The 12417-nt window shown below is 64.5% G+C and carries 9 protein-coding genes and 1 pseudogene; 6 read left to right on the forward strand and 4 right to left on the reverse strand.

All coding sequences use genetic code 11. The features are described from left to right. Complete coding sequence (locus tag O3300_RS21425) at nucleotides 1–1206, reverse strand: S9 family peptidase (RefSeq protein ID WP_305054052.1); 1206 nt, start codon at nucleotides 1204–1206, stop codon at nucleotides 1–3. 103 nt (nucleotides 1207–1309) lie between these two features. After that, nucleotides 1310–1507 carry a hypothetical protein gene (locus O3300_RS21430; protein WP_099666473.1) on the reverse strand — a complete coding sequence of 66 codons (198 nt, stop codon included), beginning with the start codon at nucleotides 1505–1507 and terminating at the stop codon, nucleotides 1310–1312. Between the two features lie 426 nt (nucleotides 1508–1933). Between O3300_RS21430 and O3300_RS21435 the strand changes: the two are divergent. The 3 genes and pseudogenes from O3300_RS21435 to O3300_RS21445 all read left to right on the forward strand — a co-directional run. After that, nucleotides 1934–3016 (forward strand): annotated as a pseudogene (locus tag O3300_RS21435) (alpha/beta fold hydrolase); the annotation flags it as partial. Further along, nucleotides 3013–3429, forward strand: coding sequence for a BlaI/MecI/CopY family transcriptional regulator (locus O3300_RS21440; RefSeq protein ID WP_251350223.1), 417 nt, complete (start codon nucleotides 3013–3015; stop codon nucleotides 3427–3429). The pseudogene O3300_RS21435 and the gene O3300_RS21440, both read left to right, overlap by 4 nt. Continuing rightward, entirely contained in the window at nucleotides 3429–4976 is a 1548-nt protein-coding gene (locus O3300_RS21445; protein WP_305054053.1) for a HEAT repeat domain-containing protein, read from the forward strand. Before O3300_RS21440 ends, O3300_RS21445 begins: the two co-directional genes overlap by 1 nt. 222 nt (nucleotides 4977–5198) lie before the next feature. Here the strand turns inward: O3300_RS21445 and O3300_RS21450 are convergent, their stop codons facing one another. Next, the gene (locus tag O3300_RS21450; protein ID WP_099666468.1) at nucleotides 5199–5396 is read right to left on the reverse strand and encodes a hypothetical protein; all 198 of its coding nucleotides are present in this window, start codon (nucleotides 5394–5396) and stop codon (nucleotides 5199–5201) included. A 265-nt stretch (nucleotides 5397–5661) separates the two neighbouring features. Between O3300_RS21450 and argH the strand changes: the two genes are divergently transcribed. Further along, the gene (gene argH, locus O3300_RS21455) at nucleotides 5662–7059 is read left to right on the forward strand and encodes an argininosuccinate lyase (RefSeq protein ID WP_251350221.1); all 1398 of its coding nucleotides are present in this window, start codon (nucleotides 5662–5664) and stop codon (nucleotides 7057–7059) included. A 51-nt stretch (nucleotides 7060–7110) separates the two neighbouring features. Here argH and O3300_RS21460 read toward each other — a convergent pair whose 3' ends face one another. After that, entirely contained in the window at nucleotides 7111–7767 is a 657-nt protein-coding gene (locus O3300_RS21460) for a hypothetical protein (RefSeq protein ID WP_099666466.1), read from the reverse strand. Between the two features lie 672 nt (nucleotides 7768–8439). Here O3300_RS21460 and O3300_RS21465 point away from each other — a divergent pair. Both O3300_RS21465 and O3300_RS21470 read left to right on the forward strand, forming a co-directional pair. Then, nucleotides 8440–10971 (forward strand): M4 family metallopeptidase, encoded by a 2532-nt coding sequence (locus O3300_RS21465; protein WP_305054054.1) that lies wholly within the window; start codon nucleotides 8440–8442, stop codon nucleotides 10969–10971. Between the two features lie 243 nt (nucleotides 10972–11214). Further along, complete coding sequence (locus tag O3300_RS21470) at nucleotides 11215–12408, forward strand: type II secretion system F family protein (protein WP_305054055.1); 1194 nt, start codon at nucleotides 11215–11217, stop codon at nucleotides 12406–12408. Nucleotides 12409–12417: the final 9 nt, after the last annotated feature.

Genomic DNA, 12417 nt, shown 5'->3' on the forward strand with positions numbered 1-12417 from the left:
TTATTTGCGGTACGCCTGTCCGTAGGCGCCATGGATGCCGCCCTTTGCCCAGTCGGCCATCAGGTCGTAAAACCCGGGCGTGATGATGGTCGGCTTGCGCGTTCCATCGGGCGCCTGAGCGTAGCTGCGCATGCCGTGATCGGCCTGCGGGAAGAGGTAGACCGAGATGGCCTGGCCCTGGCCGCGCAACGCCGTCAAGCGCTCGATAGTGACAGCCGGCGGCGCTTGGCGGTCATCCTCTGCCAGGGCCCACAGCTGCGGCACCGTGACTTGCCGCGCGACCTGCACGGGATCGAGCGACCAGTCGATATCGAGCTTGTCGAACCGCGGTATGCCATTCTTGCGCAGCTCATCGGCCGGCATGCCCAGCAACACGCCCGTGTAGCCGCCCTTGATGAGGGCAAACCACGGCTCCTTGCCAAACTGCCGCTGGAATGCAGACAGGTCGTCCAGTCCATCCTGGTAGCCGGATTTGACGATTCTTGCCGTGATATCCGTCACCGTCCTGGCCTTCGCGATGACGTCGCCGCCATAACCCTTGTCCTGAAGTTCTCTGGCAACCTGCGCCGCATCCTGCTCCGTGATATCGGCCACCAGGCCATAGCCGATGCCGAGAAATTGCGCCTTGGCGCGCGCCTGCGCCAGCGGGGCAATCCAGCCGCCCTGGCTTACACCCATCAGGCCGAAGCGGCCGTAACGCCCTTGCGCCAGCCGTTTTGCTTCGCGCGACGCGGCCACCAGGTCATCGGACAGGCGCGGAAAATTCTGCGTATATTCGCCTTCGGACAACCCGGTACCGCGCTTGTCATACACGAAAACGGACACGCCCCGTCCCACCATCTGATAAGGGTCGCGCGCGCGGTCGATCCAGCCGCTGCTTTCGGAACCATGGGCATACACGACCAATGGCGTGTCCTTGCCGGCGCCCGGCGCTTCCATCAGGCGGCCCGCCAGCATGACGCCATGCGATTCAAAGCGCGTATCTGCTTCGGCCAAAGCCACTTTCGGCCAGCGCTCCTTGCCGTTGACAAGCACGGCGTCCTTTCCGCACGCGAGCAGCACGCCGGCGTCCTGCGTGTTGCCGACGGTCCCGTCGCTGAAGGTATAGCCATAGCCTTTCGCCCCCTTGGTGAGGGCGACGAAGCCCGTCTGGTCCTGGCGAAAAATACCCGTCTCGCAAGGCGCCGGGCTGAATGCCTCCGGCATGGGCGCAGCAGTCGCCGAGAACGATACAGCAAGCAGAAGCCAGAAAAAATGTGAGGTCATGGGATCAGGGTCCGATAGGCAGTCTGTCGTGTTGCCGTCATCCTTACAGAGCGGCTTTTTCTTCGGCGCTCAGGCGCTTGGCGCTGACATACACGGTGTGCATGGTGGCTTGATCGGCGCTGGCGACCATGGATGCCGGCGCGGCGCGGAATTTCGGCACGGCGGCGGTGGCCAGGCTGGTGGCAGCGGCGATGGCGATGACGGCAACGAAGATGGCTTCCATGTTTTTAGCGATGTTCATGATGGTGTCCTTTGGGTGGCTGGTTGTCTGCTGCGATGATGGAACTGTAGGCGCATGGGCCGGCCATCTCCAGCGGCTTGCGACAAACCGCCCAAAAGAAGGGACAGAATACCAACCGGCCCGATGAAAGGCAGGAAGGCTGGCTGGCCGCCGTTCCCTGCGGCGGACAAGTCGCCGCATGCATTGCTTGCAGGGGTGCTACAAATGTCGCATGCTACATTTGTAGCCAACTCAACCATCAAGGAAGACGATGCTCTCATTCGCATGGAAGTGGACATGGGCCGGCCTGCTGTCTGCCGCCGCCCTGACAACACCGGCCGTCGCCGCCGATTTTGACGGCATGGTCAGCGTCGGCGGGCATCCGCTGCACGTGGCGCAGACTGGCGCCGGGCCGTATACCGTCGTCTTCGAGGCGGCTTCGCCAGCGACCTGTCGGTATGGCGCAAGGTGGCGCCGGAGGTGGCGAAGAAAGCGGCGGTGCTGGTTTACTCGCGTGCCGGCTACGGCAAGTCGCCGGCGCGTCCCCAGCCACTCAGCATGGAACAAAGCGTCGCCGAGCTGGCCGATGTGCTGCGCCAGCGCAAGGTGGAAGGATCGTTGATCCTGGTGGGCCATTCCTATGGCGGCTTCCTGATCCGCTATTTCGCGGCGACGCATCCGCAGCAGGTCGCGGGTCTGGTCTTTGTCGACCCCGCGGATGAAGGCCTGGAAACCGTCCTCAAACGCCTCGATCCGGTGCGCTTGCAACAGGACCAGCGCATGCTCGCTGCCAGCATCCCGGCCAAGTGGCAGGGCGAGCTGCAGACCATCCAGGCCATCCTCGATGCGGGCAAGCTGCCGACGATGCCGGCGCTGCCCGACGTACCGGCGGTGCTGCTCACGTCCGTGCAGGCGCGTGCCGATTCGAACTTTTTCCAGGAGACGCCAGCCATCGTCAAGATCAAGCGCGAGCGGCACGCCGCCTTCCTCAGCCAGTTTTCCAGCGGCGCGCACGTCTTCACGCCGAATAGCGGCCATGGCATCCAGATGCAGGAACCGGAACTGGTCGTTGCCGCCATCGGCCAGGTCATGACCCTGGCCACGCAGAGCGCCGCGCGCGTGGCCAGGGCGCAGGCCAGACAAAAACTGATGGGGGAACTGGAGCACAGCGCCGCCTTGCTGGGCAAGCAGCAGAACGACGCGGCCGCAAGCCGCATCGCGCTGGCGCTGCGGGACAGCGCCCTGAGCGAAGCGGAGATCAATACGCTGGGTTTCGACCTGCTGACCAAGGCGAAGCAGACGGCGCTGGCCACGCTGGTGCTGGCGTACAATAACCAGGCCCACGCGCAGTCCGACAATGCCGCGGACAGCTACGGCGAAGCCTTGCTGGCGGACGCTCGCCCTGCGGAAGCGCAGCGCCAGTTCACGCGGGCGCTTGCGCTGGGACAGGCCAACGGTGCACGCGAACAGGCAATGGCCGGCTACCGCCAGCATCTTTCACAAGCAGAGCAAGCATTGAAACAACCATGAAAAAAAATCCCGTATCCACAACAGGCGCCGACATGCGCGGACTGGAAGACCTGGCGCCGCGCGAACGCCAGGTCGTCGAATGCGTGTACCGGCTGCAGGAAGCCACCGCGTCGCAAATCCAGGAAGCACTGGGCCCGGACTTGAGCAATTCGGCGGTGCGCGCCATGCTGGCGCGCCTGGAAACGAAGGGCGTGCTGCAGCATCGCGTCGATGGCCAGCGCTATTTGTACAGCGCCGTGGCGCCGCAGGCGCAGGTGCGCGAGTCGGCGCTGAAAAAACTGGTCGGTACCTTTTTCAATAATTCCAAGGCCAGCGCCGCGACGGCCTTGCTCGGCATGTCCGGCGAACTGAGTGCGAAGGAACTCGATGACCTCGAAGCGATGATCGCGAAGGCACGCCAGGAAGGCTGCTGATGGCGGGAACCGACCTCGCGCAGCTGCTGTTGAAGCATAGCGTGACGGTCGTGCTGCTGCTCTGCATGCTGCGCCTGCTGCACCGCGCATCGGCCTCGCGCCGCGTGTTTGCCACGCGCTGCGGCCTGGTGGCGCTGCTGTTGCTGCCCTTGTTCTGGCTATGGCTGCCGCAGCTGCCCATGCGCATGCCGCTGGCCCTGTCGGCCCTGCTCGATCCTCCGCTGCGCATCCCCGTCAGCGTGACGACGGCCGCGCTGCCCGACATCGAGGCAGCCGTGGCTGCCCCGGCACGTGCCGCATGGCTGGGCCGCTGGCTGCTGGCCGCGTATGCCGTCGGCGTGGCATGCCACCTGCTGCGCCTGGCGCTGAACCTGGCGCGCTTGCGCCAGGCGAGCGTCGCCGCACAGGTGCTCGAAGCGCCGGCATGGACAACGGCCCTGCAAAGGCTGCATCGGTCGCTGGGGCTGCGCCGCGCCGTGCGCCTGCTGGTCTCCGATACGGCCGCATCGCCATACAGCTGGGGCTGGCATCATCCCGTCATCGTGCTGGACCGTCACAGCGCCGGCAACGCACAGGCCGATGCCGTACTGGCCCACGAACTGGCGCATATCCGCGCCCATGACTGGCCCATGCTGCTGCTGGCGCGCGTACTGCTTGCCCTGTATTGGTGGCACCCGCTAATGTATCCGCTGTTGCGCATGTTCGAACACGATACGGAATGCGCTGCCGATGATGCGGTGCTGGCTGCCGGCGCCACGCCATCGCGTTATGCCCACACCCTGCTCACCGTGTCGCGCCAGGCCTTCGGCGCAGGAACGGCAGGCAAGCCGGCAACTGGCATGGCCAATCGCATTGCCAGCCGCGGCGCCATGCTGGGCGCACGCATCGCGGCGCTGCTGGAAGCCCATCGCCCGCGCGGGCGCGTCACGCTGCGTCAATGGTGGAGCGGCATGCTGGCAAGCGTAGCGCTGATGTGCGTGATCGGCAGTATCACGCTGCAAGGGGAGCGGGTGCTGTGGCCGGACAGCCTGCTGCCGGGCCCCGACAGCAGGCAGCAAGACCCGGTCGCCTTGCTGCAAGCGCTCGACAATCCGAATTTCACCCGGCTTGCCGGCGCGATGCGCGCCAGGGACTACACGCTGCGCCATGCGGCCGAGACGGAATCGTTCCGCCAGCGCGCCGCCATACCGGCGCTGCTGCTGGCCTTGCGCGACCCGCAGCCTGTCGTACGCCAGCTTGCCGTCTGGGCCTTCGGTGAAATGCGTTTTACGGAAACGGCACCCGCCGTGGCGGCGCTGCTGGCCGATCGCGACGCCGCGGTGCGCGCCGAAGCTGCCGCTGCGCTGGGCGACATGGGAGAGCGGCGCTGGCTGGCGCCGATGATCGCCATGCTGGGCGATCAGGACGCCGTGGTGCGCCGTCGCGTGGCGCATGCGCTGGGCGACTTGCAAGCTGGCGCCGCCATTCCCATGCTGCAAAGCCGCTTGCATGACCCCGTCCCCGATGTGGCCAGCGAGGCGCGCTGGGCGCTGGACGAAATGCGCTAGGCGTGGCTGTCCGCTGCCGCCGGCGCGATGCCGACGGCCCGTGAGGGCTGACGCGTGAAAGTAGGCTGCTTGGCTGGAGGCGTACGTTCCGCCCGTCGTTATGCTGTGTTGCGTATTGCTGCTGTCACCTGGGCTGGAGCGAACCGGGGGTACCGCCCGTTCGAATGGCCCGTGATGGGAAACTGCGAGGTACTGCTACTGCCTGCATGGTATGGCACGCGCTTACAGGGCGGCTTTTTCTTCCGCGCTCAGGCGCTTGGCGCTGACGTACACGGTGTGCATGGTGACTTGCTCGGCACTGGCCGCAACGGGTGCCGGCGCGGCGCGGAACTTCGGCACGGCGGCGGTAGCCAGGCTGGTGGCGGCGGCGATGGCGATGATGGCGACGAAGATGGCTTCCATGTTTTTAGCGATGTTCATGATGATGTCCTTTGGGTGGCTGGTTGTGTGCTGCGATGATTGAACTGTAGGCCGATCCCCCCTGAACCGCCATCGAATTGCGACCAAACGCACGATTCGCGGGACAGAATACAAAAAGCCCGGATGGAACGCACAACGTGCACACGCCGTGGCATTTGAGGCTTGCCAGCCCCATTCCTGGCCATTTCAGCGCCCTGCAAGCCCCTAAAAGCCCTACCGCCGGCCAACCTTGTTTATAATCGCCCTACACTAAAGGACTTCTTTCATGACTGATCAATTCTCCAAAAAGGGCGAAGCCTGGTCGGCCCGGTTTTCCGAACCGGTCTCGGACCTCGTCAAGCGCTACACAGCTTCTGTATTTTTTGACAAGCGCCTGGCGCTGTTCGACATCGAAGGTTCGCTGGCCCATGCGGAAATGCTGCATGCGCAAGCCATCATCAGCCCGGCCGACTACGCGGAAATCCAGCGCGGCATGGCGCAAATCTCGCAGGAAATCGCCGCCGGCCAGTTCGAATGGCTGCTGGACCTGGAAGATGTCCACCTGAATATTGAAAAGCGCCTGACCGAACTGGTAGGCGATGCGGGCAAGCGCTTGCACACGGGCCGTTCGCGCAACGACCAGGTGGCGACCGACATTCGCCTGTACGTACGCTCCGCCATCGACGACATCACCGCCCTGCTGGCGACGTTCCGCGGCGCGCTGACGGATCTGGCCGAACAGCATGCCGACACCATCATGCCCGGCTTTACCCACATGCAAGTAGCCCAACCGATCACCTTCGGCCACCACATGCTGGCATATGTCGAGATGTTCGGCCGCGACGCCGAGCGCATGGCCGACTGCCGCAAGCGCGTCAACCGCCTGCCGCTGGGCGCCGCCGCCCTGGCCGGCACCACCTTCCCCATCGACCGCCTGCGCGTGGCCAAGACGCTGGGCTTTGACGACGTGTGCCACAACTCGCTCGACGCCGTGTCGGACCGCGATTTCGCCATCGAATTTTGCGCCGCCTCCGCCGTGCTGATGATGCACGTGTCGCGCATGGCCGAAGAACTGGTGATCTGGATGAGCCCACGCATCGGCTTCATCGACATCGCCGACCGCTTCTGCACCGGCTCGTCGATCATGCCGCAAAAGAAAAACCCGGACGTGCCGGAACTGGCGCGTGGCAAGACGGGTCGCGTGTATGGTCACCTGACTGGCCTGCTGACCCTGATGAAAGGCCAGCCGCTGGCCTACAACAAGGACAACCAGGAAGACAAGGAACCGCTGTTCGACACCGTCGACACCGTCATCGACACCCTGCGCATCTTCGCCGACATGGCCGGCGGCATCACGGTGAAACCGGAAGCGATGCGCGCGGCAGCCCTGCAGGGTTATGCCACGGCGACCGACCTGGCCGACTACCTGGTCAAGAAGGGCTTGCCATTCCGCGACGCGCATGAAGCGGTGGCCCTGGCCGTGCGCGCCTGCGTCGACGCCGGCTGCGACCTGGCCGACCTGTCTTTGGAGCAGCTGCGCGCGTTTTCCCCGCTGACGGACGAAGACGTGTTTGCCGTGCTGACCCTGGAAGGCTCTGTCGCCGCGCGCGACCACGTGGGCGGCACCGCGCCACGCCAGGTACGCGCCGCGATCGCCCGCGTGCGTACGCAACTGGAAAAATAAACGGGCTGCGTCCCGCCAACGCCCCGCTGCATCGCCGCAGCGGGGCGTTTTTCATTGGGCGACGATTTTCGACAGCACGGCAAAGGCGGCCCCCGTCTGCGATGCTTCCAGCAGCAAGGTCAGCTCCGTGTAGGTGCAGATGATGTTGATCAGGTTGATGCGCTCCCACGCTAGGCGCTTGAGGATGGCGTGATACACGCCCGGCGTATAGCAGGTTTCAGGCGCCAGGTGCAAGGTCACGGCCGTCACGCGCTCGAGGCGCGCCAGCTCCTGCTCTTCGCCGAAAACCTCTTCCACCAGCGCATGCAGGCTGCGGCTGCAGATCACCATCACCTCGTTGACGCCGCGCGTGACGGTAATGAACGTGCCCCGCTGGGGCGCGGCCAGCGCCAGCAACTGGCGCTGGCAGGCATACGTCTGGTCGGAGTAACGGTAGGTAAAAATCATCAGTTCGCTGCGCGTGGACAGTTCTCCCGCACGGTGCGCCAGCACGATCTCGCCGCTTTTCTGCTGCGGCATCCGTTCGGCCAGGCGGCGCAGCGCCATCACCACGGCGGCCTGGCCCACCGGTTTCCATAAGTCGCTCTGCAATTGCGGCTGCAGCTGGCGCGCCAGTTCCGACAGGTTGAGCAAGCCCCGGCCCAGTCCCTCGCTGAGAAAGGCCGATTCCATCACGATCTGTTCCACTTTGGTCGCTATCGAAAGCATAGTTCGTCGGGCCGGTGATTCCGGTGCACGCACCAGGAGCCGGCAACCCTTCCTGAAAAAAGGATGCACTGCGCCAGCGGCCGCACCGGGCGGCGCGGTCGGACTCTCTGAAAAGCCCCCCTCGCGGGGGAAGGGCCGGTTAACGGCGGCTAGGAAGGCGGATGCAGCATGAATGCCGCTCCAGAGGGGAAATGGCTGAAACCAACAGCAGAAAACAGAACTGACGTCATGTGAAACTCCCGATTTTTTTCCCGATGCGCTGTATCTGGACGCGGTCATTGCCGCGTGCGCTTTTTTTGTCTTCGCGTGATCCGCTGGGGACCACATGAAGAGCTAGTGTAGATCGCAACATTTAAAAAATGCAACAGTGTTTTTCCAACAGAGCGCTCCATTAGGGGAAGTAGTCCAAAACAAAAGTTGCAGCTTGTGGTAGATCAAACTTTCCAACGATACAGGGCTGATAAATGTTCAATTCTTAACAAAAATTCGCGTAGTGACCCATTTCTTGAATTTTTTGACATGGCGATCTCGACAAGTTTAGTGTCCCCCTACCCGGCGTCATGCCACCACAAAACGGCAGGCTATCCGCCCGCCGCCAGGCACGCCGGGGTGGCCATCAGGCATCGCGGCCAGCTCATTCACCATTTCCTTAACCGATACCATGGAGCAGAAATGAATTTACGTTTGACGATAGTTGCCGCATCCATCGCCGCCCTGCCGCTGATGGCCACCACGGCAGATGCCGCCTCGCCGCTGCCACAGACCCTGATGGCCGCCCCGGTCAGCCTGGCCTCTCCACAAGAGAACGCCAGCCTGGTCAACAAGCTGGCCGCGCAGGCACGCAGCCGCGGCCTGAATACCGAGCATGGCTTTGCCGTCGGCGCCCAGCATCCGGGCGTCAGCGGCACGCGTGTGAGCCGCGTACAGCACACCTACAAGGGCTTGCCCGTCTTCGGTTCCGAGACGGTCGTGGTCAGCAACAACGCCGGCGACATCGTCAGCGAATCCGTGTCGGACCGCGCTTCCGGCCTCGGTAGCGGCGGCGTCAATTCCGTCACCCGCAGCGCCACCACCGATATCGACACCACGCCGGCCGTCAGCGCCGCCGCCGCCATCGCCGCCGCCGTAAAAAGCATCGGCGTGCCGGCCGTCGACCACGTGCCGCCGCATGCGCAACTGCTGATCTACCCCGTGATGAAAACGGTGCGCGTGGCCGGCGCCGAGAACAAGTCGGAAGCCGCGCTGAACGCCCTTGACGTGCAGGACGTGGTCGACCACTACGAGCTGGCCTACCTGGTGCAGACGCGCATGATCAGCGGTAACAAGCCCGTCTACTACGACACCGTCGTCAGCGCCAAGGATGGCCGCATCCTGCGCCAGTGGAAAGCCCTGAAAACCGTGGCCGGCATCGGCAACAGCCAGTACAACGGCCAGGTACCGCTCAACACCACGCTCACGGGCAGCAACTACACCATGAAAGACCCCAGCCGCGGTACCGGCGGCAGCTTCGGCGGCATGGCCATCACGAATGCCAACCACGGCACCACCTCGGGCAGCGTGTACAGCAGCACCAGCAATACCTGGGGCGACGGCCAGCAATACATCAACGGCGGCAGCACCACCAACGCCAACGGCCAGACGGCGGCCGTGAACGCGATGTGGGGCCTGATGAACACCTACGACACGCACAAGAATGTGCTGGGCTGGTCCAGCCTGGACGGCAACAACACGGCCACCCACATCGCCGCCCACGTCAACACGGCCTACGACAACGCCTACTACGACAGCAGCTGCAAGTGCATGTACATCGGCGACGGCGGCAGCTCGTTCAACAACCTCGGTTCCATCGACGTGATCGGCCACGAAATGGGCCACGGCATCACGGACGCCACCTCGGGCCTGATCTACTCGCAAGAGTCGGGCGGCTTGAACGAATCGAGCTCGGACATCGCCGGCGAAATGGTGGAAGCCTATGCGCGCGCCGGCGGCACGGGCACCAGCATCCCCAACACGGGCAACGATTGGATGACGGGCAAGGAAATCGCCAAGAATGGCCAGCCGCTGCGTTGGCTGTACAAGCCAAGCAAGGATGGCAGCAGCCCGAATGCGTGGAGCAGCACCATCAAGAACCTCGACGTCCACTATAGCAGCGGCCCGAACAACCGCATGTTCTACTTCCTGTCGCAGGGTTCGAACTCCACGTCCAGCAGCGACTACTACAGCTCGTACCTGAACAAAAGCCCGCTGGCCATGACCGGTATCGGCAGCGACAAGGCTTACCGCATCTGGTTCAAGGCCGCCACCACCAAGTTCACCTCGTCGACCAACTATGCCGACGCGCGCAACAAGGTGCTGCAGGCAGCCGAGGAACTGTATGGCGTGGGTAGCGCCGAGGCTATCGCCGTCAAGCGCGCCTATGCGGCCATCAACGTGGGCGCCGACGTCGATGAATCGACCACGGGCGGCGCGGTGACCATCACCAGCCAGCCGGCCAGCATCACCGTCGCACCGGGCGCCACCGCCTCGTTCGCCGTGGGCGCGGGCGGCGGCACGGCACCGTACACCTACAAGTGGTACCGCAACGGCGCCGTGATCAGCGGCGCCACGTCGCCTGCCTACAGCTTCACGACCGTGGCGGCCGATAGCGGCGCCGTGTTCAAGGCCACGGTGACGGATTCGTCCTCGCCCGCCGTGACGGCCACGTCGAACAACGCCACGCTGACGGTGGGCACGAGCAGCGCCACCGAACGCGTGACGAACGGCGGCTTCGAGTCCGGCGCCACGGGCTGGAGCGGCACCACGGGCGCTATCGGCACCTTCACGGGCCAAACCGCATACGAAGGCACGCAGTATGCCTGGCTGGGCGGCAATGGCGCCACAGCCAGCGAGTCGCTGACGCAAAGCGTGGCCATTCCGGCCGCCGCCACGTCCGCCAGCTTGAGCTTCGCGCTGCACATCGACACGGCTGAAACGGGCAATACCGTGTACGACAAGCTGGTCGTCACCGTGAAGAACAGCGCCGGCACGGTGCTGGGTACCCTGGCCACGTATTCGAACGTGAACAAGGCAGCCGGCTACCAGATCCGTACGTTTGACCTGATCGCCTACAAGGGCCAGACCGTGCAGATCTCGTTCGCCGCGACCGAGGACGCATCGCTGCAAACCTCGTTCGTGATCGACAAGGTCAGCCTGGTTACCCAGTAAGCGGCTGAACATGCGGGCAAGCCATCGATACAAGGCTTGCCCGCACAGCACGATTGATTTTCTGGCAATTACAGTCTACCCTGAGGCAGTGATTGCATCTTGCCTGCTGCCGGTACCCGCGACGAATTGAACTTTTTTTGGATTGTTCCTGACCGATGCCTACTTCGACCTTGTCCGCACGCGCTTTCCCCCATTCCAGCCTGTCCATTTTTACGCCTGCCACCATGCTCGCCTGACGCGGCCATGCAGTTTCACCTCCAGGTGCAGGGCCCGGCGGGCAGCCAGGCGCTGGCCATCGACGCCGCCAGCGAGGCCGAGGCGATCCGCGCGGCCGTGCGCGGCGGCTGGCGCGTGCTGGCCGTCGACGATGGCGCGGCGCAGGAGGCTGGCGTCGCGCCGCGCCCTGGCAAGCAGGGCCTGCCCCTGCTGCAATTCAGCCAGGAGCTGCTGGCCCTGCTCGAAGCGGGCCTGAACCTGGGCGAGGCCATGGCCACCCTGCACAACAAGGAAACGCGCGCGGGCGCCAAGGCCACCCTGGCCGCCATCGTGCTCACCCTGCAGCAAGGGCAAAGCTTTTCCGACACCCTGGCCGGTTTCCCCGACATCTTCCCCGACATTTACATCGCCACCGTGCATGCGGCCGAACGCTCGGGCAACCTGCCCGAGGCGCTGGCGCGCTTCGTCGGCTACCAGTTGCAGTTCGACGCCATCCGTAAAAAACTCATTTCCGCCGCCATCTACCCGTGCATGCTGCTCGTCGTCGGCGGTCTGGTGACCCTGTTCCTGCTCGGCTACGTGGTGCCGAAGTTCAGCGTCGTCTACGAAAGCTCGGGCCGCGAAATCCCGTGGATGTCGCAAATGCTACTGGGTTTTGGCCAGACCCTGGCCGCGCATCCGCTGCTGTGTGCCACGGCGCTCGCCGCCGCCGTTGGCGCCGTGGTCTTCGGCATCGCCAATGCCGGTGCGCGCCGGGCCCTCGTCTTGCGCCTCTTGCGCCTGCCCGTGCTGGCCGGGAAGGCGGCGGAATTCCGCCTGGCGCGCTTCTACCGGGCCCTGAGCCTGCTGCTGCACGCCGGCATCCCGCTGCACAAGGCGTTGGCCATGGTCGCCCCCATGCTGCTGCCGGCGCAGCAGGAGCAGCTGGCGCAGGCGCGCCGCGCGGTGCAGGAAGGCATGCCGTTTTCCACCGCGCTGGAACACGCCGCCATGGCCACGCCCGTGGCGCAATCGCTGCTGAAAGTGGGAGAAAACACGGGCCGCCTGGGCGACATGCTGGAACGCTCGGCCAAGTTCCACGACGAGGAATTCGCCCGCTGGGTGGACTGGGCCTCGCGCCTGCTCGAGCCGCTCTTGATGACCGTCATCGGCGTCGTCATCGGCGGCGTGGTGGTGCTGATGTACATGCCGATCTTTGAACTGGCCGGGAGCTTATCGTGAACGTTATCG

This window comes from Janthinobacterium sp. SUN206, from assembly GCF_030587305.1.
Taxonomy (GTDB): domain Bacteria; phylum Pseudomonadota; class Gammaproteobacteria; order Burkholderiales; family Burkholderiaceae_D; genus Janthinobacterium; species Janthinobacterium kumbetense.

Excerpts from the sequence above, each read along its gene's own strand:
- O3300_RS21450 (WP_099666468.1), bottom strand. The coding sequence starts at position 5,396 with ATGAACATCGCTAAAAACATGGAAGCCATCTTCGTCGCCATCATCGCC.
- O3300_RS21445 (WP_305054053.1), top strand. The coding sequence starts at position 3,429 with ATGGCGGGAACCGACCTCGCGCAGCTGCTGTTGAAGCATAGCGTGACG.
- O3300_RS21470 (WP_305054055.1), top strand. The coding sequence starts at position 11,215 with ATGCAGTTTCACCTCCAGGTGCAGGGCCCGGCGGGCAGCCAGGCGCTG.
- O3300_RS21440 (WP_251350223.1), top strand. The coding sequence starts at position 3,013 with ATGAAAAAAAATCCCGTATCCACAACAGGCGCCGACATGCGCGGACTG.
- O3300_RS21425 (WP_305054052.1), bottom strand. The coding sequence starts at position 1,206 with ATGCCGGAGGCATTCAGCCCGGCGCCTTGCGAGACGGGTATTTTTCGC.
- O3300_RS21460 (WP_099666466.1), bottom strand. The coding sequence starts at position 7,767 with ATGCTTTCGATAGCGACCAAAGTGGAACAGATCGTGATGGAATCGGCC.
- O3300_RS21465 (WP_305054054.1), top strand. The coding sequence starts at position 8,440 with ATGAATTTACGTTTGACGATAGTTGCCGCATCCATCGCCGCCCTGCCG.
- argH (WP_251350221.1), top strand. The coding sequence starts at position 5,662 with ATGACTGATCAATTCTCCAAAAAGGGCGAAGCCTGGTCGGCCCGGTTT.
- O3300_RS21430 (WP_099666473.1), bottom strand. The coding sequence starts at position 1,507 with ATGAACATCGCTAAAAACATGGAAGCCATCTTCGTTGCCGTCATCGCC.